13 protein-coding genes are annotated in these 21,666 nt (G+C 61.5%); 4 read left to right on the top strand and 9 right to left on the bottom strand.

Features of this window, described 5'->3' with window-relative positions; translation table 11 throughout:
* Nucleotides 1-2 precede the first annotated feature (2 nt).
* A complete protein-coding gene (gene bamD, locus KF841_11010) occupies nucleotides 3-1,124 on the bottom strand; it encodes an outer membrane protein assembly factor BamD (protein MBX3395885.1) in 1,122 nt (373 codons plus the stop codon).
* A gap of 196 nt (nucleotides 1,125-1,320) precedes the next feature.
* Here bamD and KF841_11005 point away from each other — a divergent pair, with 196 nt between their 5' ends.
* The 3 genes from KF841_11005 to KF841_10995 all read left to right on the top strand — a co-directional run bounded on the left by KF841_11005 (nucleotide 1,321) and on the right by KF841_10995 (nucleotide 4,051).
* Nucleotides 1,321-2,145, top strand: coding sequence for a TIGR00730 family Rossman fold protein (locus KF841_11005; GenBank protein ID MBX3395884.1), 825 nt, complete (start codon nucleotides 1,321-1,323; stop codon nucleotides 2,143-2,145).
* Nucleotides 2,146-2,240: 95 nt separating this feature from the next.
* Nucleotides 2,241-3,416 (top strand): metallophosphoesterase, encoded by a 1,176-nt coding sequence (locus KF841_11000; protein MBX3395883.1) that lies wholly within the window; start codon nucleotides 2,241-2,243, stop codon nucleotides 3,414-3,416.
* Between the two features lie 140 nt (nucleotides 3,417-3,556).
* Nucleotides 3,557-4,051: a hypothetical protein gene (locus tag KF841_10995; GenBank protein ID MBX3395882.1), complete on the top strand. Its 495-nt coding sequence runs from the start codon at nucleotides 3,557-3,559 to the stop codon at nucleotides 4,049-4,051.
* Nucleotides 4,052-4,089: 38 nt separating this feature from the next.
* Here the strand turns inward: KF841_10995 and KF841_10990 are convergent, their stop codons facing one another.
* From KF841_10990 to KF841_10960, 7 genes are all read right to left on the bottom strand, one after another.
* Entirely contained in the window at nucleotides 4,090-5,637 is a 1,548-nt protein-coding gene (locus KF841_10990) for a dockerin type I repeat-containing protein (GenBank protein MBX3395881.1), read from the bottom strand.
* A gap of 57 nt (nucleotides 5,638-5,694) precedes the next feature.
* Nucleotides 5,695-7,098: a sigma-54-dependent Fis family transcriptional regulator gene (locus KF841_10985; protein MBX3395880.1), complete on the bottom strand. Its 1,404-nt coding sequence runs from the start codon at nucleotides 7,096-7,098 to the stop codon at nucleotides 5,695-5,697.
* A gap of 156 nt (nucleotides 7,099-7,254) precedes the next feature.
* Complete coding sequence (locus KF841_10980) at nucleotides 7,255-8,685, bottom strand: hypothetical protein (protein ID MBX3395879.1); 1,431 nt, start codon at nucleotides 8,683-8,685, stop codon at nucleotides 7,255-7,257.
* 248 nt (nucleotides 8,686-8,933) lie between these two features.
* Complete coding sequence (locus tag KF841_10975; protein ID MBX3395878.1) at nucleotides 8,934-10,676, bottom strand: beta-N-acetylhexosaminidase; 1,743 nt, start codon at nucleotides 10,674-10,676, stop codon at nucleotides 8,934-8,936.
* Between the two features lie 272 nt (nucleotides 10,677-10,948).
* Nucleotides 10,949-11,674: a hypothetical protein gene (locus KF841_10970; GenBank protein ID MBX3395877.1), complete on the bottom strand. Its 726-nt coding sequence runs from the start codon at nucleotides 11,672-11,674 to the stop codon at nucleotides 10,949-10,951.
* A gap of 138 nt (nucleotides 11,675-11,812) precedes the next feature.
* Nucleotides 11,813-13,387 (bottom strand): ribonuclease Y, encoded by a 1,575-nt coding sequence (rny, locus tag KF841_10965; GenBank protein MBX3395876.1) that lies wholly within the window; start codon nucleotides 13,385-13,387, stop codon nucleotides 11,813-11,815.
* 136 nt (nucleotides 13,388-13,523) lie between these two features.
* Entirely contained in the window at nucleotides 13,524-13,850 is a 327-nt protein-coding gene (locus KF841_10960) for a hypothetical protein (GenBank protein ID MBX3395875.1), read from the bottom strand.
* 470 nt (nucleotides 13,851-14,320) lie between these two features.
* Here KF841_10960 and KF841_10955 point away from each other — a divergent pair, with 470 nt between their 5' ends.
* The gene (locus tag KF841_10955) at nucleotides 14,321-17,053 is read left to right on the top strand and encodes a thioredoxin family protein (protein MBX3395874.1); all 2,733 of its coding nucleotides are present in this window, start codon (nucleotides 14,321-14,323) and stop codon (nucleotides 17,051-17,053) included.
* 25 nt (nucleotides 17,054-17,078) lie between these two features.
* Here the strand turns inward: KF841_10955 and KF841_10950 are convergent, their stop codons facing one another.
* Complete coding sequence (locus tag KF841_10950; GenBank protein ID MBX3395873.1) at nucleotides 17,079-21,350, bottom strand: amidohydrolase family protein; 4,272 nt, start codon at nucleotides 21,348-21,350, stop codon at nucleotides 17,079-17,081.
* Nucleotides 21,351-21,666 lie beyond the last annotated feature (316 nt).

Genomic DNA, 21,666 nt, shown 5'->3' with positions numbered 1-21,666 from the left:
AATCACTCATCGGCTGACGCGCCGGGCGATTCGACCCCGGCGTTGCCGCCGGGCGTCGTGTCCCGGCCGGGCGAGGGCCCGATGTTTGACTCGTCGCTTTCGATCAGCGGCATCGGCGGAGCGTCTCTGGCCCCCAGGGCCACTAGGCGCCCTTCGGCCTGTGCCGCCCAGGTCGTTTCGGGGTAGGTGCGAACCACATAGCGGTAGTAGAACGCGGCCGCGTCAATCTTTCTCAGGCGTTCGTAGAACTGGGCGATTGTGAACTCTTTTTGTGCGAGGCTTTCCTGGATTCGGTCGAGCGTCTGGGGAATCTGGTATTCGCCCGCGGACTGCGGATAGGTCCGCTGGAATTCCTGAAAGTAGGACTCGGCCTCAAGCAGGTCCGCGTCGTCGAACTCGACTCCGGGAAATCGTGCAAGCGCGGACTGCCCGCTGCGCAGCATCGAAACCTTGTGATACTTGCCGCGCGGATACTCCCGCATCAGTCGCGAGTAGGCCAGCTCCGCCTCTTCAAACTCGGCGTTGATGAAATGATAGTCGGCCTTGACGCGCAGCGCCTGTTCGGCAAGCGGCGTGTTCACCGCCCAGTAATCCGTCAGGCGATTGAGAATGTCGTGCGCCTCGTCCTCGCCGGACAGCCAGAGCATTCCCTTCAGTTTCCTGACTTTGCGGTCCTTGAACAGAAGCATTTCGGCGATGATCAGCTCCTTGCGCATCGAGCGGTCCGCCAGCTCCGTTCCCGGCCACGCCTCGAGCAACTCTTCCAGCCATTTGTAGGCCTGAATCAGGTCGCCGGTCTTGCGTTTCGCATCCTCGGAGCTGACCTCCGTTTCCGCCGCGTAGAAAAGCGCCTCATTGCGAAGTTCTGAGGCAGGATAGGCCTTGAACCAGGCGGCGAATGCCTTTCTCGCGCCGGCAAACTCGCCGCGCGCGAGAAGCGATCGCGCGATGGCAAGGTCGCCGGCGTCCGTTCCCGGAATAGGCGGGGCGATTTCCTTCCATTCCCCGGAGCCCGGGTCGTACTCCAGTCGTTCGTAGTAGGTTCTTTCCTTCGACTGGGCCGATACGGAATGTGCCCAACACAGCGCCAGTATGATGTTCGAGATCAGGACAAGTCGGCGCATTCAACGCTCCTTCGCGGCATTGGCTCCGGTCTCCGGTCCGCAGCCAATGCGATCGACATTCTATCGGCCCGGCATGGACGGGCAATCATGCCGGTTGCGTCGCCGAAATCGCGCTGCTTGCGGATGGCTCGACATGCGGTGCGGGCGGTAGTATGCAGGCTTTGATCGATTTGTAACGGGCATTAAGGTGATATCAATGAACGAGCACCCGCTTTTTCGCGATCCGGCCGAGGAAACATGGCGGCTCTTCCGCATCATGGCGGAATTCGTCGACGGCTTCGAAGCCATGAGCCAGGTCGGGAAGGCCATTTCCATCTTCGGTTCGGCGCGAACCCGGCCGAGTGCGCCGCATTACAAGGCCGCGCGAGAGGTTGGCGCGAGGCTCGCTCGGGAAGGGTTTGCAGTCATCACCGGCGGTGGGCCAGGTATCATGGAGGCCGCAAATCGCGGCGCGCACGAAGCCGGAGGCCACAGCATCGGCTTGAATATCGCGCTGCCCCACGAGCAGAAGCCGAACCGCTTTCAATCAATCGGCGTTGAGTTTCACTACTTCTTTGTGCGCAAAGTCATGTTTGTGAAGTACTCGCTGGGCCTGATCTGTTTTCCGGGGGGCTTCGGCACGCTAGACGAATTCTTCGAGTCGATGACGCTTATTCAGACGGAGAAAAGCCCGAGGCACCCGGTTGTTCTTTTTGATACGGCCTATTGGCGGCCGATGATCAAATTCATGGAGAAGACGCTGCTAAACGAGTATGGCGCCATATCGCGTCGTGATCTTGACCTGTTCTTCCTGACGGACGACATCGACGAGGCGGTTATGCACGTCTGCTCCTGCGTTGATAAATCGCTGCACGAACTTCGTCATCCGTCGCGACAGGAGGAATTGCGCATGCCGATGGAGCGGCGGATCTCCGGTGAAGGCCTCCGGCTTGGACGGCCGTCGTTTACCAGATCGAAAGCAAAAACTCGGCGCCCCCTGGTTGGCCGCCGGGCGAGCGGAAAACGCGGCAAACGTGTCTAAATTTTTCCGGGCGGAGCGGCCGATCGTGTCATCGGCACGGGCGGTTTTTCGCGGGCGTATCGAACCACTCGGCGGGGGGCATCGTTAGATTCAGCATGAAATGGTCAATTGAGTCCATTGCGGCCGTTAATTCAGCCATCGATTTTGCAATCGCGATGGTCGTTCTATTTGCCGGGCGCTCAAGCCCCGTCCCCACTTTGGACGCGGTGAAGGCGTCCGCGCCGCCGGTTGTCGGTTTTTCGCGCCTTGTCATCGCCGTGGTCATTGTTGCCGCCGCGTTCGCGGGCAAGCTGCTGATCGCCCGACTGCTCGGCGTCGGCCTGTTCGGCACGGTGTATCTGGCCTATTTGAACCTTGTCGTCGTGCTTCCGGCGATCGGCCTGGCGATTCTGATTGCGCGGCGATCCAGACCGGATCGCGCGCCACGGCGCCGCGTTTCTCACTCGGTGAGTGTCGCTGCGGTGGCATTCATGCTGCCGGCCCCGATCGGATTCCACGCCACTTTCATCGAGCCGTTTCGCCTCAAGCTGGAAACCGCGACGCACGCGCTGCCGGACGCCCGCGCCGGAAAAACTCCGATCCGGATCGGCGTGCTTGCCGACATTCAGACGCGGGAGGTCACCGACTACGAACGCGGGGCAATCGGCCGCCTTATGGCGGAGAAACCGGATCTCATCCTTATTCCCGGCGACATCTTCCAGGGCTCGTATGATGATTTTGATGCCGTGCTGCCCGGCTTCCGAGAGATTTTCGCGCGGCTTCATGCGCCGGCGGGTATCTACTGCGTTCTTGGCGATGTCGATTCGCCCAACCGTCTGCGGCAGATGTTCGAGGGGACGCCGATCCGTCTGCTCATCAACGAGACCGTGAAGATCCAATTCGCGGACCGGCAAATTACGCTGGGCGGAACACAATTGCATTGGCACCTGCCCTACGTCGAAGCGCTGGTGCATGACATGGAGACGGCACCGGGTTTGGATGACGTCCGCATTCTCTTCGCTCATCGGCCGGACGTGGTGACGCGATTGAAGCCTGATTCCCGCATTGATCTGGTGGTCGCGGGCCATACTCATGGCGGGCAGGTTGTCATGCCGTTTTTCGGCCCGCCCATCACGTTGACGACTGTTCCGCGCCGGGTTGCCGCCGGCGGCCTGCACAATCTGAACAGCAATGCGATCTATGTCAGCCGTGGCGTGGGGTGCGAACGAAACCAGGCTCCCCGCATCCGGCTCTTCTGCCCGCCCGAGGTTTCGATTGTTACGCTTGAGTAGGGTCAATTGCGTTGGCCGTGGGCCGATTGCGGCGGAATCTCCGCTTGCCGTGGATGGTGGCCCGGCGTGTAATGTCGCGGCTGGATCGCGCCGCGCGGGATCCAGCCTCTTGAGATTCAATGAATGGAACAGGTGCGCGTATGAACCTTATCGAGGCAATCCTCCAGCGTTTTCGTGATCGAATGATGCGGATGCGCGGCGCGTTCGATTGCTTCGGCGACGAATCCGCCGAACGCATCAAAGTCGGGCCGAAGTGGAATGTGCGTGACCTGCTTGGTCATTTCGTCTTCTGGACCACGGAAGCCGCCGAACGCCTGCCCGAGATCGTCAAGTCGTCGAGTGCGTTCCGGCCGGTCGATGACGACGAAGCCAGCGCAGCCGCCGCGATGGCATTGCTTCCCGCGTACGATCTTGATCGCGTGAATGACGAGGTTTACAGGAAGTATCGCCGAATGTCTTTTGTCATGTTGATGCCGCAGCTTCGGTCGGCCGAGGAGAAACTGCTTCAGGCCGTGTCCCGGCTTGATTCTAAGCAGCTTGTTGGCGATACGCCGCTTCGCGCCTGGATCGACATCCATCTCGACCATTACACGAAGCACTGGCCTGGCTTGAAGTCCGCGACCGAGCAGCTCTAAACGGACGCGCGGCCCGGGAGCGGGCGTTCCCGCAGCGGTCACGGAGCGGTTGCGAGGAGCAACTCGACGAACGGCTGGATATCCAGTGCATCAAGCACCTGATCCCCGTTGATGTCTCCGCGCGCCAGTCCGCTCTCGCCGCCGTGCCCGGTCATGTAGGCTTCGGGGTCGATGAGTGCCATGACAAAGTCATTTACGTCGTTGATGTCGAGCGTGCCGCTGAGGTCCATGTCGCCGAGGATCACGCTTCCGGGCAGGTCGAGCGCGTCGACCATGCCGTCGTAGTTTACATCGTAAAGGATGAAGTGCCGGGAGAATGAGCTTACCGCAATCACGCCGTTAACGAGTGCGTCGCTGTCGAGCAGGGGGTCGCCGTCCACGGATGCGACGTAGTCGGTCATGATCGCCGCGTCGAGCGGCGTCACTGTGCCGTCACCGTCGAAATCTCCCGGCGTGACGTTTGGCCATGCGTCCGTCCAGATGAAGCGATCGTAACTCGACTGCGGCGCGGCATAGGCCGTGCCCAGCAGCAGGTTGACTCTCCACTGCGACGGCTCCAAATACAAGGCGGGCTGCTTCGTGGCCCAGCCTGCGATCAGTTGAAACTCCGGTTCCAGCGTGGTCCACGGGTCCGCAAAAGTCGCACTGAACCGCAGGTCCTCCAGGGCCTCGGAGATTGAATTCTGGTTGTTCTCGCACCCGTCCTGCGGCTGAACGGGGGTTCCCGGGTCGGCGAGTGCCGCGCTGGCGGCATTTGTCAGCGGGTATACGAGCGAAATGGTCGTTGTTAGCGGTCCGGCCTGGTGGGTGTACAGCAGCTTCACATGCGGCTTGTACCGCCCCGGCTCGCCAACGCACTGAAAAGCGTAGTTCTCAAAGCCGTGTGCCCGATGAAAGAAGTCTCCGTCAAGCTCCCACTGTTCGCCCTCCTCGAAGATGTCGGGATCGCCGCCCGGCTTTTCGACGCGCACGGTGTAAGAGTCCATCTCTTCGCCACGCAAGACAAGGTGAAACTCCTCCCCGCTTCGATCGATAAACGGCGGCGACAGAAAATCGTAATCGTTTGCCCTCCGGTCGATCGCCACCCGTCCGGCGTACCAGGACTCTGTCGGAACGCCGCCGAATCGCCCGATCTGCGCAAGGTAGCGATATTGAGGCGCATCAAGCTCGCCGCCGGTGTTTTCGTCGCTGTCCACGTCCAGCTCGACGTAGCCGTACGCGGGGTGTGGCCCGTAACGCAGCGGATCGTAAACTCCACTGTCGTCCCATCCGACCGGGCCGGGGGGATTTATCAGCCCGTGCAGGACCAGATCCAGCCGCAAATAGGCGCCGGTGGTGGACCACGAGCCGGAGAAGCGATCAACGTGGGGAAGCGTCGGCTGGAAGCGTCCGATCCGAATCTGGAGGAGGTCCGGCAGCCGCTGGATCTTCGGATCGATCCACCCATCGTTGTCGCGGTCGGTGCGGCGGATGACGGCATCGGCGTAGGGATCGTTAATCACGCGCGGATTCGTTGCCTCGGCTTGAGCTGCCATCGTGACCAGCGGCGCAAGCCCCATCAGGAATCTCAAGCGTGCCGATTTCATCAGTGTCTCCAGCACGACACGGATCGCGTTGGAATTCCGTTTCTTCGCGTGACCCGCCTACTCGGCTTTTTCCAGATGCTTATTCATTCGATACCGCAACGCCTCCCGCGTGATTCCGAGAATCCGCGCGGCTCGCGACAGGTTCTGGCCCGTGTATTCGAACGCCGCCGTGAGAATGGCCAATTCGACTTCATCGAGCTTCGGTGTCCCGTTCTGAAAATCGATATTGATGGTTCGATTGTTTGGCATTGCTATTCGGACGTGGCCGTTCCCTTGCGCGGCCCGCGTCGCGAAATCGGCCGCGTCGATCACGTCGCTGTCGATCCGCAGAATGCAGCTTTCCAGCGCGTGGCTCAGTTCGCGGACATTGCCTCGCCAGTCCTCATGCTGAAGGGCCATCATCGCGGCGCTTGTCAGCCGCACCTGGGGGACGCCGAATCGGCGGCAGTGCATTGCCGCGAAATGCGTTGCCAGCAGCGGAATGTCCTCCTGCCGCTCCCGCAACGGTGGAATCGTAATGTGTACCACGCGAAGTCGATGGTACAGATCTCGTCGAAACTCATTTGCCTCCACGGCCGCTTCCAGGTCGCGGTTCGTGGCGGCCACGATGTGGACGTTGATCGGTCGCGATTCCGTCGCGCCGATCGGCCGTATCTGGCGAACCTCAATCGCGTGCAGCAGCTTCGACTGCATCTCGAGGCCGAGATGCCCTATTTCATCGAGGAAGATCGTTCCACCCTCGGCCGTTTCGAACAGCCCGCGCTTGGCCTGTGTCGCGCTGGTGAAGGCGCCGCGTAGATGGCCGAAGAGTTCTGATTCAAACAGCGTCGCGGGCAGTGCCGTGCAGTTGACATGAATGAACGGCTTTTCGGCCCGTGGCCCGTTGAAGTGGATTGCCCGCGCGACCATGTCCTTGCCGCACCCGGTTTCACCCGTGATCAGCACGGTTGGCGGATCGGGAAGCGACAGGGCACGCGACAAGGTCAGGCGATGGATCGTGTCCTTGAGCGATGCAATCGCTGGAGAAGTCCCGATGATTTCGTCGAGGCATCCCTTGTTCTGTTCCTGGCCGCGGAGAAACTTCAGGTTGTCAGACATCCGCTGCTGCCGCGCGGTGCGCTCCACCACCATTTCAAGCTCGTCCAGGTCGACCGGCTTCGTGAGGTATTCGCACGCTCCGCGTTTCATTGCCTCCACGGCGATCCGCTCGTTGCCGTGCGCCGTGACGACGATGATGCCTGTCGAGGGCGATTCCGCTCGCAGCTTCGGCACGAGATCAAGCCCGTCGCCATCGGGCAGGCGAAGATCGAGGATCACAACATCCGGCAGAAGTGCGGCACACTGGGCCAGGGCGCTTTTACAGTCGTGCGCGAGCGCCGCATCGTGATCGTGCGCGCGGAGCTTGTCGTGGACGTTTTTTGCCAGGACCCTTTCGTCTTCAACAATCAGCACCCTGCACATGGATTTTCTCCAGTTCGTCTTAAAAGTCCGTTCGCGCGACGCATGGGCCCGCGAACAGCTTCCTGTTCATCGATCTTCGCGTGCCAGTTCCGAGGCGTGTCGGGCCTCAGAATATGTCCCCATCCCTCGGGGCGGTTTCGCGCCCCGGCAAAGTCGTCAGGCTCCGCGCATCGCGCCATTCCCCGCGGCCTGCAAAGGCAGTGCGACCTCGAATCTCGCGCCGCCCGTCCTGCTCTCCCGCAGGATCGCGTCGCCGCCGTGCAGGCGCGCCGCGCGCTTGACGGTGGCAAGTCCCATTCCGGTTCCGCCCGGCTTTGTCGTGAAGAAAAGGTCAAACACGCGGTCGCGAATGCGCTCCGGCACGCCGGCACCCTCGTCTTCGATCGCCATGACGGCCGTCCCATCCATGCCGATGGCGTGGCACTCGATGCGCACGACGCCACCCGGCTTCGATTGCTCCATTGCATTTGACAGTAGTTCGATGGCCGCCTGTTCGAGGAGGCTGCGATCCCCTTCAACCGTCAGGGCTTTTTCACCGATGTCCTCGATGAGGCGAACCCCGCGTCGCGAAAACTCCGGCGCCAGCTCGCCGGCGACCCGGCGCGTCAGATCGCAAAGATCGATCGCCTCGAAGTTCTCTCGATTCGTCCGGGCCATGCTCAACAGGCCCGTCACCCGATCGCCCAGCACGCGCCCCTCCGAGAGGATGTCCCGCAGCCGCTCGTGCGAATCGGAGTCCATCTTTCCGAGCTGAATTGCCAGCTCCGCTGAGCTGCGGATGGCGGCCAGCGGGTTGCGAATGCCATGCGCGACGCTTCCGCAAAGCTCGCCGATTGCCGCGAGGCGCTCCCGCCGTTCTTCCTGAACGCGTCGGCGCTCCTCTAACAGCGCCTTGTCCGCGAGGTGAAGGCGGCGTCCGAATACGAGCATTCCCACCAGAATGATCACAACCAGCGCAATCAGATAACGCTCGTAACGATATCGATCATCGAGATCCGCCTTGTGCTGTTCCAGAAGATCGTTTTGGAAACCGATGATCTGCTGCGAGAGCATGCCCAGCGTGGCGGAACAGTTCTGCTGAATGCGGTCCATGTGCGACATGGTCTCACCGGCCGCCAGAAGTGTTGCCTTGTCGGCCTCCGCGCGACCGGCCACGCCCGCGCTCGGCCTGAAATTGTCGAACAGACGCTCGGCGTGCTGTTCCAGATCGGCCGCCTGCTCTCGAAGCGTCTCGACGCGGCGCTGCCAAAGCAGTGCATCCAGATCGCCCTGGCGGCTCATTACATCCGCGAGTCGATCGATCGCGTCCCGGGCGTTGAGCCGCGCCGCCTTGAATCGGTTTTCGAGGGTTTCAAAACCCGGTCCGGATGGTCCGGCGAAAAGGTCATTTCCGGGTGCGGCCAACTGGCCGATCCGCTGCTGGGTCATCAGCACTTCCCGGGACTGGTCTCGAAGTGTCTGGGCCGACGCAATGAGACGATTCGCGCTCTGCATCGTCGAGTTGTGCATCTGCAGCGAAATCATGATGACGACCAGGTCAAATACCGCGAGCAATATGAAAAAATGGTGCCAGCGAATCTTCAGCATCAACCATGCCCCTCGAACACATGTTCCCGCCACTAAGGCCATCGCGTTGTGTGATAGCACACGGCACGAGAGTGTGTGTTCACACAATTATACTAGGCCACAGTTGTCATCTGGCCGCTTAAGGAACCATGCTGCCGAGCGCAAGTTCAGTTTTTTTATAAGGCTGCGCCAATCGCGGACATTCGCGACGGGTAGAAACTGGGGCAAACACGGTGCCAGATGCGGAATTTCGAGGGAGATCGACGATTCTATACTGTGCCGGATGGGCTGCCGCCGACCCCGGCCTCGTACTCGGCCAGCACTCTGCGATAGTTGGAAAGGCTGTCCCGTAGGCCCCCGCGACGGTTTCGGCGAAGCCAGATTTGTTTGTGCTCCGCAATCAGGTTGCCGGCAGATTGGCGGAGTGCAGCGAAGACCCTTTTCGCGATTTTCTCACCGCGCCGAATCGCCAGCATCAGTCGCCATCGCCGGCACGAGTGTTCCAGTACATCCAAGGTCAGGCCCAGCTCGGACCGAACGGGTCGGGCGTCGTCGCAGGCAGGCCGTGCGGATGCGGCGAGCCGGCGAATCGACTCAATTTCGTCGATCATTGATGCGATCCGCCGATCCGTGATGTGCGGAATTGCCTTGGTGTCGTGCAGGTTCGCTTGCATAATCGAAAATAACACGGTCCGGTTCTTGAGTGGTTTGCCCGACAATTCATGCACCCGACCGGCTTTCAACCACGCTTCCGCCATCCGTCCGGTTTCGTCGAGAAAGACGTCCCTGCTGAGCACGGCTTGAATATGATTGGCCGCGCTTATCCTATGGAGACGCCTCGATCGGCGCGCCTTTGACAAGCGGTCCGCGCGCCATGCTTTCGCCGCGGCCCATGCAAAACCCGGATAGCTTACGGGCAACTGCTGGCAATGGCCCAGATCACCCCAGTCGGTCACGAGCAGCCCGCTCGCGCCCGCGCGGTGGCCGACGGCGGAGGCCAGTCGAATGTTCTCGATCATGCACGACGTGCGACCGGCGTAACTGCACCAGCTTGATGTTCCGGGGCAGACGTGGAATTCCAGCCCCGATTTTGCCGGCCGCCGGCATTCTTCGGTAAACGGATGATCCGCTTCATAGCCCCAGACCAGCGGAATCACATCGCGGGGCAGTTTGCCGATCATCGCCGGCTCCCGCTGGATCCAATCGCTCCAGAACTGGATTCGCCGTCCGTGACGTGCCGCGGCCTGGCGGACCTTCATCAGATACTCGAAGTAGACTTGCCCGGCGCCCATTTGCTCGCAGGCCGCCCGGCTCTTGCCCTGCCCCAGTTCGAAGGGCTCGTCACAGCCGACATTCAGCAGCCGGCTGCGGAAGTTTGGCAGCAACTGGCGGTAAAGCGACGCAACAAGCGCAATGCTTCGCGAGTCGCACGGATTCAGTGTCGTAGGCTTTGTTCGTGTTTCGCCCCACGGCGTTTGGTACGGTCCGTCGTACTCGGCCAGTGGCGCATAACGGCGGCGCTTCAACCATCGCTCCATGTGTCCGAGCGAATTTTGATTCGGGACAAGCTCGATGCCATGATCGCGGCACACCCTGTCCAGCGCGCGAATCTGCGCGCCGGTCATCGGCGAAGCGCCTCGCCAGATCGCTTCGTGGCCGCGGTAGGCGAAAGTGTGCTCCATGTAAAGCTGTAGCTGGTTGAACCGCCACCGCGCGAGCAGCGTCACCAGCCGGCGAAGCGTCTGCATCGTCGGAACCTTGTCCCGGCTGATATCCAGCATTACTCCGCGCACCGCGAAATCGGGCCAGTCGGCGATTCGCACCACGCCTGCCCGCTCACGGTATCGCGCGAATTCAATGCAGGATGTGGGCGCGCCGCGGCCGCCGCGATTCCGCTTCCGATCCATTAAATCCGCGATTGTGCGCATTCCGTAGCGCAGGCCCGCCATGCCGCTTGCCTTGAGTGTTGCAGCATCGGATGTGAGCGTCAGTTCATACGCCTGATCCGCCACGGTTGAGGGCGCTCCGCGGACGTCGCCGTGCGTGATCGTCAACAACAACGGGCGCGAGGCGGTTCCTGATTTCAGTGGTTGGGCGGAATGTTTCGGGCGCGGGCTTTGCCTCGCATAACATTGCGCGGCGCAGGCACGCGCCAATGCGGCGGCGCGCGAGTCGAAGCCGTGAATGGAAATGTGAACCTGCCTGGAAGTGGATGCCCGCCGATCTGTCGCGCCGCGAGCTTTTGTCATCGTAATGTGCTTCTGTCGATGAATCCCGGCCGATTTCAAGGCGTGTCCGCGTCCAGCCCGTCGCTGAACGCCGAATCGTGGTTTGTGCGAATTTCGCCGGCCATGCGGCTCTCTACTCCGAGTGCCTCGTAGCAGCCGACCCGCGCGACATAGCGGTTCGTCGGCGACATGTCCGCCGGAAGCAGCGAGAAGGCACCGCCCGTTTCGGTGAAAATTCTTCGCACCAATGCGAAGTCATGCGGCGGATGCAGCAGGATGCCGTCACGCATGACGAACAACCGCTCCATGCCGCGGTCGATCAATCGAATCTCAAACTCATCCCCATCGACCGAGACACGGCGAGAAGCGGTCAGCTTCGGCGAGAGCTTTTCCACGAAATTATCGTCTGAGAGCCCGGCCCCGCGCCGCGATTCCATGATCGCCTTGGCCAGCGCGTCCAGCACGGCCGCCTCGCGCGCGGCCGCCCACTGCTCCTGCCCGGCGTTGTCCGAAGGCAGCAGGGCCACGCCAGAGACCTCGAACATCAGCGCCCGCGGTGTACGATCGGCATGAGCGTCGGCCGACGCCGATCGGGCCGGCGAAGCAGCGCCGTTTTCGCCCGCGTCAATCCGGACCGTGTGACTCGGTTGTCCTGCAAACTGAATCGACGACTGTGGTCCACCGCGCGAACCGCATCCGGCGAGAGCTGCCACGGAAACGATACCCAGCGCACAGGCAGGGGAAATCAACACACCGCGACGGAGAATAGACAGGGTCCGCATGATCGAAGTCCATTTCGTGGTGAAGGGCGGGTCGATCCGTCGACCCGGCGCGAAATGTAGATTCGCGCCTTCGGGCTGTCAAGAAAAATGGCGATCGCGTCCATCCGGCCTGGTGGGTCCGGCGGCGACGGATCGTCGTTATTTCGCGTATTCCACCGCGCGAACTTCGCGCAGGAGGGTCACCTTGATTTCGCCGGGATAGGTCATGTCCGACTCGATCTTTTTCGCCACGTCCCGGGCAATTCGCATGGCGCCTGCGTCGTCCACTTTGCCCGCGTCCACGATCACCCGGATTTCGCGGCCCGCCTGGATTGCGTACGCCTGCGTCACGCCATCGAACCCGGTGGCAATGCCTTCAAGCTCCTGAAGTCGCTTGATGTAGCGCTCCAGCGATTCGCGACGGCTGCCCGGACGCGCCGCGCTGATTGCGTCGGCTGCCGCAACCAGCGGCGTGTAAGGACTCGTAGCCGGGATATCGCCGTGATGTCCCGCCACTGCGTTGAGCACCTCGGGCCGCTCGCCCAGCTTGCGGCATATCTCCTCGCCGATCGCCGGGTGCGTGCCCTCCGTGTCCTGGGGGACGGCTTTGCCGATATCGTGCAGCAGGCCACAGCGCCGCGCGAGTGTGCCGTTCAGGCCGAGTTCCTCGGCCATGATCTGGCAAAGATAGGCCACTTCGATCGAATGACGCAGCACGTTCTGGCTGTAGCTGGTTCGGTAGTGCAACCGGCCGAGCAGTTCAATCAGCCGGCGGTTCAGGCCCTGCACATTGGCTTCGAGCGCTGCTCTCTTACCGATCTCGATGATTTCCTTCTCGATGTTGCCGGATATTTCCTGGACCACTTCCTCGATGCGCGTCGGATGGATGCGTCCGTCCTGGATCAGTTTCACGAGGGACTGCCGCGCGATCTCCTTCCGCACCGGATCAAAGCATGACAGGATAATGACACCCGGCGTGTCGTCCACGACGACGTCGACGCCTGTCGCCTTTTCGATCGCGCGGATATTCCGGCCTTCGCGGCCGATCACCCGCCCCTTCATCTCGTCGTTGGGAATGTCCACGGTGCCGACAGTCGCCTCGGCCGTGTGCGACGACGCGTAGCGCTGGATCGCCGTGATGATGATCTCTCGAGAGCGCTGTTCGGCTTCGTCCTGGGCCTCGGTCACACGCTTGCTGATGATCTGTGAGCAGTCCCGCTCCAGCTCCTGCTCCAGCCGATCGAACAGTTGTCTGCGCGCGTCGTCCATCGAAAGTTGCGTGATTCGAAGAAGCTCATTTCGCGCCTTCACCGCCGTCTCGGCGATTTCCTTTTGCTTCGTTTCGATCTCCTCGGTGACCTCGCGAATCCGGGCTTCGCCTTTTTCGATGTTTCGCTCTTTTAAATTGAGCATGTCCAGCTTCTTGTCGAGCTGGTCCTCGCGCTTGTCGAGGCGCTTTTCAACTTCGCGAAGTTCGTTGCGCGTCGCAGCCGTTTCGCGGTCAAATTCCTGCTGCCGCCGCACGAACTCCGCTTTCGTCTCCACTTCCGAAGCGCGAATGATCTCGTCCCGGCGCGTCTCAGCGCCCGAAATGATCGCGCTGGCCGCCTGTTCCGCAGCTGCCACTTTCTTCCTGCTGGTGAGCGCCTGGTAGGCCACCACCAGGGCCGCACCGGCAATCGCGCCGATCAGCGCGGGAAGAACGTAGTCCGCCGCGGAGATCTGCGCAAGCATCACAGACCCCATCATCGAATTCCTCGCTTCCGGCAGTCCGGCCGCACCGCGTGCGTTGCCCTCGCGATGTCAACGCACGCGAGAACACACCAGGCGCCCCGGACCACACGGATCGTTAAACAACGTTAAGGGCCGCTTACCCGCGAGGCCGATCGAGGGAATTGAGAATAGCGGGATCGTGGAAGAGGAGGGCTGATCGCGACGTGCTCCGCGGCACGCTCGCTCGATCAATCGGCCCGAGCAATCGTGCGAAGGCGGATTCAACGGGAGCTTGAATCTCAAATTCGCGCGATGCACCGAGCGTAACGAAGTGCAGAAATTCAAATCGTCCCTGATGATGAGCACTCGATACCTGAATGACTTCCTGGCGCGGCCCATGCGCTTCGGCTTCATCGTGCGATGACTCACCCGGTACAAGACCGAGTGTCGCCATCAATCCGGCATGCCACACCAGCAGAATCAAGTTAGACCTTCCACGAGCCCGTACTCAAAATCCCGCGTCCGGTCCTGTTCAGGCCCGAATCCACTCACTCAAGAACGCGGCAGCAACGCATCAACCGTTTCGGCATAGACCGATCGCACGGTCGATTGCGCGGCTCCCGGCGGGTACTGAATACGCTAAATACCGAGAGAATACACACTTATCCTCCCGTTTCCCTAGTATAATTGAGCCCCGATTGCGGTCAAGCGAAAACAAACTTCCCAATTATTGGAACCCTCGGTGCCCGATGCAGTTATCAATCATTGGCGGCGAATTGGATGAAACCTAAAATGCCCTTGGTCATCAAAACACCGGCCTGCGCGCGTACGAACGATCGTCCGGGCCGCGTCGTTAATCTACCGGCCGGGTTGAATCGCCCGTCGCTCGAATTGTGTACGGGCCATTCTCGACCGCGTAGCTCGCGTTGGTGTAACTATTGGTGGAATATAAACATGAATCAGAAAGCCACGGGGGCGGTTCTTCGAGTTGCTGGATGGGCCGTCCTGCTCTCGCTCTTGCCGGCCGGACTTTCGGCTGCCGAAAGCGAGCCATACGTCTTCAACCCGGAGGGTGCCAAGAAACCCATTCTGACGGTCAAGGCCTACTCAGACCAGATCGGCATCGTTCCGGGAGAACCCTTCAACATCCTGGTCTCGATCAAATCCGAGGATGGATGGCACGTGTACTGGACCAACCCGAACGCCACGGGTCGGCCGACGGAGATCACATGGAAGCTCCCCCCCGGATTTGAATATGGCCGGAGCCGCTTTCCGGCACCCATAGCCAAATACGACAAGACTCTGAACGAGACGGCGTTTCTGCTGCCCGAACAGGCGCTGATTGTGACGCCGATCAGGGCGCCGGCGAATCTCAAGGTCGGTGATCAGATCACCCTTGAGGCAGATGTGTCGTGGCTTGCATGCAAGGCAACCTGTATTCCGGGCCATACCAGTCCGCCCATTTCCATCAAGCTTCCCGTTCTCTCCGCCGCGTCGAAACCGAAGCGCGTCAACCAGTCGCTTTTTGAAGACGCGGAGTCAGGCTTTCCGACATCCGACGGCAAAACGCCGAATATCAAGCTCTCGACAAGTCTGGAGCCCGAGGTCGCCCGGCCCGGCGGGAAGCTGACGGCCGTCGTTGATGTCGAAATCGCGCCCAAGATGCACATGCAATCGAGCAAGCCGCTGCAGGATTTTCTGATTCCCGCAGCCATCTTCGTTGATGCCACCGAAGGTCTGGACTTCGGAAGCGTGGAATATCCGAAGCCCCAGCAGCGAGAAGACAAATTTTTCGGAACGGTCAGCGAGTATGGCGGGAAAGTGACATTCCGGATCCCTGCCGATGTCGATCGCGACGCCGGTCAGTCGCCGCGGTGGATTCGGGCCATCTTTCAATATCAGATCTGCGACGACGGCGGCACCTGTTTCCCGCCGGAGCGGGTCAGTTTCGAAATTCCAGTGCGAATGGAGGGCGGCCCTGTTCCGGCGAAGTCTTCCGAGTGGATGACATCTCATGCGACGCCGGACGCTCACGTCGGCATCACTCCCGCCGCAGCGCCGACGCTCTTGAAGCCCGATGGCTCGTCCGTCGACTCAACCGTCGCGGCACAGTCCAATCTGTTTGACCGGTTTTCCAACTGGCTGCTGGAGTTCGGGTACATCGGCGCGCTGGCGGCCGCATTCCTCGGCGGCCTGATCCTGAATCTGATGCCTTGCGTTCTGCCGGTGCTCTCGCTCAAGATTCTCTCCTTCGTGAGGCAGGCCCACGAGGATCGCGCCAAGGTTTTTCTTCTGGGCCTGACATATTGTGCCGGTATCCTGACATTCTTCGGTGTGCTGGCCGCACTGTTCGCCTGGACGGGCACCGGCTGGGGGCAGCTTTTTCAGCGTCCCGTTTTTGTCATTATTGTCGCCGGCGTGGTCACGGCGTTCGCGATGAGTCTGTTCGGCGTGTTCACGGTTTTCACGCCGCGGGTCGTCAGCGACCTTGATGAAAAAGTGCAGGGCGAGGGTTACACATCCGCCTATGCTACGGGCGTGCTGGCCACTCTGCTCGGCACCGCCTGCACGGCTCCGTTTCTTACCGCGGCGATCGGTGCCGCCACCAAGATCACGATCAGCCACAGCGCGGCCCACGCCGCGATGATTTTCCTTGTCGCGGGATTCGGCATGGCGGCACCGTTCCTCCTGCTTGCAGCCAATCCCGCATGGATGCGCTTCATCCCCAAGCCCGGGAACTGGATGCACATTTTCGAAGCCATCATGGGCTTTCTGCTGCTGATCACCGTCATCTGGGTGCTCAATCCGCTTCGCGGCCAGATCGGCGACTTCGGTGTGCTGATCAGCTTGTTTTTCCTGCTGATGGTGTCGATGGCTGTCTGGGTGAAGGGAAAGATCGACTACAACGCGTCATTCAGTAAGAAGGCCGCGCTCTATTCGCTCGCCGTCATTCTCATTGCTACGGGTTGGCTGGTGCCGTTCCGATTGCTGAGCACGATCGATCAACTCGTTGCGCAGCGCATTGAGCGCAACGAACTCATGGCGGACGGCCGGCAGTTCCAGGCGATCAGGAAGTCCGGCAACCTCGGGCCGCTCAATGCCACGGCGCGCGAGGAGACGGAACTTCTCGTTCAGCGGCTTGAGTCGCTGATCGCCGAACAGTCGCGAGGAGAAGGCGAGACCGGCGCCCTGTGTGACATTCTCACGCCGCTGGAGACACTCATCGCAAAGCTGAATGCGTCGAATTCGACTTCGTTCAATCCGCCCAAGGAATTGGACTGGTCCAACGGCATTCCGTGGTATCACTATCGGCGTGATGAAGTCCACAACGACGTGTCGGCCGGATATACCGTCTTCGTTGACTACACGGCCGACTGGTGCGCGAACTGCAAGATCAACCTCGGCACATCGATCACGCACGCCGAGGTCGTCCAGTTGATGAAAGAATACAACGTGGTTCCCTATGAGGCGGACTTCACGCTGCCTGTGCCGGAAATCAAGCAGGACCTGGAACGTTTCGGCAAGGCCGGCGTCCCGATGTATCTCGTCTACTCACCGGGCGATCCGGACAATCCGCAGGTGCTTCCGGAGCTTCTGACACCCGGTATCGTGCTCGACGCCCTTCGAACGGCGGGCCCAAGCCGAATTCGACCCGGCGTGAACGCCGTCGCAACGAAGCCGGAATAGCCGGCCGCGCTGCGCATGACGCACGTCAGGCCGCGGGCTTCATGCGCATGATCGGCGGTCCGCGAAGCTCCCCGATTGGCGGGAGCTGTGGTGTCGGCCGCGCTCTGAATTTCGCGTCGTCCCGGGTGTGCTTGTTGGACAGATCGACCGGCACGCCGCGAATGAATTCCGCCACGACGCAATTGCTCGCCTGCAAGGGCGAGTCGGTCGTGATGATCACGTCCGCGATTTTGCCCGCCTCCAGTGAGCCGAGCTGATCGTCAACACCCAGGATCCGCGCCGCATCCAGCGTGATGGCCGAGAGGGCGGCCTCCTGCTCCAGGCCGTGAGCGACCGCCATGCCCGCCTCCACGCCCAGTTGTTTTGTCAGGCTTGGCTCGCCGACGGTGAAACAGAATCGCACGCCGTGCCGACGCAGTGTCGCCGCATTGGCATAGACGCTGTCCCATGGTTCGAATTCCCCGGCCGGCAGGTTCATTGATCGAGTGATGATGACGTCCGCCTTCCGGTCGGCCAGCTCCGACGCGGCCTTCCACGCCTCGCGGCCGCCGAAAATGATCGGCCTCAGCTCATACTTCTCCGCGAATCGAAGTGCTTCGAGAATCGCTTTGTGGGTGTCCGCCCGGAAGATGACCGGCCGCTCGTGGGCGAGGTAGGGGAGCATTGCTTCAAATCGCCGTTCGAAGGCCGGCTCGGCGCCCACCGATTTCATTCGATGATACTGCCTTGCGGTGCGGAAGAATTCCTCGACCGCGGCCAGACTCTTGGGGAAGTCCTTTTTCGCCTGCTCCTTTGCCTCGTCGTCCATCCACCACGGAAACTGCGATGCCATCGACGGCAATTGAACCATCAACCCCACCGGCGAAGCGAACCGGGCCTCGGGCATCGACCACCCCTCCAGATGCACAATGCCGCACTGGCCCTGCACGACGCCGCCGCCCGAAATCACCAGGGTGCTCGTGACGCCTTCGGAGCGTGCGACGGCGATGCCCGCTGAGAACGGGTTGAATGCCGAGAGCGTCATCAGATCCGGCTGAAAGCGTGCAATGTCGCTGGCATCCACGCTTCCCGCCACCGACTCGATCTCCACCAGTCCCAGCGAAACCCCCGCGCAGATCAACCCCGGATAGACATGCAGCCCCTTCGCGTCGATGGCCGTGAACCCCGCTGGTGCCGCAGCGCCGTCATCCGGGCCGACTCGACTGATGCGGCCGCCCGAAATCACGACGAGTCCTCCTTCGATCGTCGCACCGCTGATCGGATGCACGTTTCCGCCGCGGATCCAGTAATTTCCGCCTGTTGCCGTCGCGATCGGCATCGGATCGCGCGGCGCGGGGAAGCTTCTTGCTTCGATGGGGGGCGCGGGGGTTGCCGGTTCAAGCGATGGATGCACGAAGTATGTTTCGCCGTCGATCAGCGTCATGACGCATTTCGCGAATGTATCGAGCGGGTGGCCGTTGAAAACCGCCAGGTCGGCCCGCTTGCCGACCTCGATGGACCCCACCTGGTCGCTGACGCCGAGCTGAATCGCGCCGTTGAGCGTGACGAGCCGCAGTGCGTCGTTCGCCTTCAGTCCGCCGAACCGGAGCGACTTGGCCGCCTCGAGGTTCATGTGCCGAATCACCTCGTGCGAATCCGAATTCACCGTGGTGACGATTCCGGCCTGTGCCATGCGTGCGGCATTGAACGGCACTGCGTCGTAGGCTTCCAGCTTGTACGCCCACCAGTCCGAGAAGGTTGACGTCGACACGCCGTGCCTCAGTATCTCCGGTATGACGCGATAGCCCTCCAGCACATGCTGCAGCACGCCGATCCGAAAACCATAGGATTCCGCCATGTCCAGCAGGCGCAGAATCTCATCCGCCCGATAGCAGTGGCAGTGCACCCAGATGCGTCCGGCGTGAATCTCTGAGAGCGCCTCCAGCCGGAGATCTCGCCTCGGCGGCTTCGGGTCCTTTCCGGATGCCTTTTCGCGCTTGAAGGTGTCCCATTCCTTCTGATATGCCAGCGCTGCATCGAAGCTCCGCCGGAAAACCGCCTCCACGCCCATTCGCGTATTCGGGAACCGGGTGCCGCGGGTCTGCGAGTTTGACTGCTTCACATTTTCGCCCAGGGCGAACTTCACCGTGCGCGGCGCTTCCGGCATTCGCCACGCGGACACCGGTTCGCCATACTTCAGCCGCAACACCGTATTCTGCCCGCCGATCGTGTTGGCGGAACCGTGCATCGTGTGGATCATGGTGACGCCGCCCGCCAGCGCCCGGAACGCTCCGGAATCCTTCGGATTCACGACATCGGCAATGCGAACTTCGGGTGTTACGGAAAGTGACCACTCATTGACACCTCCGCTGATGCACATGTGCGAGTGCGGGTCGATCAATCCCGGCGTGACAAAGTATCCGCGCAGGTCCACCGTCGTGACGCCGTCCGGCGCTGTCAGGTTCGGACCGATGGCCGCGATGCGACCATCCTTCACCAATAAATCGGTCTGTGCCAGATCCCCGTTGACAATGGTCAGCAGCGTTGCATTTCGGATCAGCAGGCTGCCTCCCGTCCGAAACCGCGGCGTGCGGTCGGCCTCGATTTCGCACGCATACTCCGGCCAGTCGGGTTCGTCACTCGGCGCGCTGGTGGTCGTCGGCTGGCTGGCCGCCGGCGCGCTCGATGTGGTCGGGGCGGATTCATCCGATGTCGCGTCCGTGGTGGTCGGCAGGCTCGTGGCGGATTTCTCGGCTGTATCCTCGGTTTCTTTCGGGCCCCTGCCGCCGCGCGCTCCAGGCCCGCGGCCCTCGCCTTCGCCCTTCGGTCCGCGATCGTTGCGCCGGGCGACATCGAACATGCGCCCGTCGACCACCACCCACTTCACGCTGCCGTCCTTCTCGGACAGCGGGCCGGACATCAGCGTCAGGTTCGCACACTGGCCGGGCACGACCTGGCCGCATTCATTCGCCAGATCCAGAATGTCGGCGGCCACCGTCGTCAATGCCGATATCGCGGCATCTTCCGGAAGCCCTCGTTCGATCGCCTTGCGAAGCTGCTTCAGCAATTCGTCAGGCGACTTCATCTCGAACGATCCGAACGCGAATCGGACGCCCGCTTCGTCCAGCCGTTTGGCGTTGTCGATCTCTTCTTCCCAGAGGCGCACGCGCTCGTCATAGAGCCGCTTCGGTTCCCACGGCTGGTCTTCCCATGCTCGATCAAAGACCGGCGAGCGGTCGATTCCCCGTGCCTCCGCTTCCGCCTCGTCGATTTTCACCGAAGCCGCGGAATCAGCTGTTTTCTTTCCGGGCTTCTTCGGTTCCTCCGTCCACTTCAGGCTCACGATCACCGGCACATTCTCTTCCTTTAATCGCGCCGAGACCTTCCACGCCTCCTTGCCGCCCACGATGATCGGCCGCAGACCGAATTCCGCCGCAAGATCCAGGGCGCGGTGGATCTCCGTTTCGGTGTTGGCCGTCAATGCCGTCGGCAACTCGCCATCGATGATCGGCCACAGGGCCTCCAACTCCCGATCGACCGGCAGTCGCTCGGAAACGGACTGCCGTGACGACCACGCCAGAAGCTCGCGATGCCATTCGGCGTCCGAAAGCGTCTGTCGAAACAGGGCGATGGCTCCCATGGTCGTGCCCGGGTATCCACCTCCGTCACCACCGCCTCCGCGCCGACGGCCTCCGCCTGAGTCCGACCGGGTCACGAGCGCGGCATGTTGCGCCACGCGCTCACGCACGATCGAGCGGCGCGCGGGATCGTCGCCCATGGCAACGATCGCGCTTTCACCGGAGAAAATCACCGGACGCGGCGCTACGAGCGCGGTCGTGAATCCTGCGGATCGGAAGTCCTCGCGTTTCGCATCGGACGGGTCGAAGAGTTCGGCGGTGCGCCAGGAAGGATGCACCAGCCGCCGATATCCTTCCACCGTCGCCGACTGCACGCCTTCGCGCACGTCCGGCGATTCGTCCGCGAGCCGGGCGATCTCCTCAGTCGGCGGTTCCGTCCGGCTGATGCCGCGATGGCTCAGCGCATCAATAAAACCGGAGTAGGCCACCAGGCCCGATCCCTCAAACCGCTCGGCATGCGCGGGAACGGACACATCCGCCCCAACCGCAACAATCCGACCTTCTTCAATCAGAATCGTCGCCCTCTCCAGGACGGAGCCCGGCGAGATCACAACCTTGATATTGGTAATCGCCAGGGGTCGTTTTAGTGGAAGTTCTTCCGAGATCGCCGACTGTGCGGCCATCAACAGAAGGACCAGTGAAGCGATCATTCGACCAGTGCGAAGTTTCATTTCGTTCATGGGTTCCCCTGCAAGTGCGTAAAAATCCATCAGGCGGTGCTTGGAAGTATCGCAATGCACTCGGCGTTGCCGGCGACGGAAAGGTGAAGTATGGAGTGGTTGCCGCCCCCCCGTATTCGCGCCGAATCTGCGGACAGATCAAACCGCCATCTTCTTGAAAGATTGCGTTGGTTTCAACCGGAAACTCCCCAGACTTCCCCGGAAACCGTAAACACCCCTTGCTGTACGCGGGCGAAGCGGATTCCTCCCGGACTCGTTCTTTAATCAGCGGCCGGTGATAGGGTTACGGCGAGGTTCTCGCGGCGGTTCAGCGGGC

The sequence above is a fragment of the Phycisphaerae bacterium genome, assembly GCA_019636475.1.
Lineage (GTDB): Bacteria > Planctomycetota > Phycisphaerae > UBA1845 > UTPLA1 > JADJRI01.
Note: the sequence above shows the minus strand (reverse complement) of the source record. Positions and strands in the feature narration are given on the sequence as shown.

Coding starts and splice junctions, on each gene's coding strand:
- rny (MBX3395876.1), bottom strand. CDS start 13,387: ATGCTTGCGCAGATCTCCGCGGCGGACTACGTTCTTCCCGCGCTGATC.
- KF841_10980 (MBX3395879.1), bottom strand. CDS start 8,685: ATGCTGAAGATTCGCTGGCACCATTTTTTCATATTGCTCGCGGTATTT.
- bamD (MBX3395885.1), bottom strand. CDS start 1,124: ATGCGCCGACTTGTCCTGATCTCGAACATCATACTGGCGCTGTGTTGG.
- KF841_10950 (MBX3395873.1), bottom strand. CDS start 21,350: ATGAACGAAATGAAACTTCGCACTGGTCGAATGATCGCTTCACTGGTC.
- KF841_11000 (MBX3395883.1), top strand. CDS start 2,241: ATGAAATGGTCAATTGAGTCCATTGCGGCCGTTAATTCAGCCATCGAT.
- KF841_10955 (MBX3395874.1), top strand. CDS start 14,321: ATGAATCAGAAAGCCACGGGGGCGGTTCTTCGAGTTGCTGGATGGGCC.
- KF841_11005 (MBX3395884.1), top strand. CDS start 1,321: ATGAACGAGCACCCGCTTTTTCGCGATCCGGCCGAGGAAACATGGCGG.
- KF841_10985 (MBX3395880.1), bottom strand. CDS start 7,098: ATGTGCAGGGTGCTGATTGTTGAAGACGAAAGGGTCCTGGCAAAAAAC.
- KF841_10970 (MBX3395877.1), bottom strand. CDS start 11,674: ATGCGGACCCTGTCTATTCTCCGTCGCGGTGTGTTGATTTCCCCTGCC.
- KF841_10990 (MBX3395881.1), bottom strand. CDS start 5,637: ATGAAATCGGCACGCTTGAGATTCCTGATGGGGCTTGCGCCGCTGGTC.
- KF841_10995 (MBX3395882.1), top strand. CDS start 3,557: ATGAACCTTATCGAGGCAATCCTCCAGCGTTTTCGTGATCGAATGATG.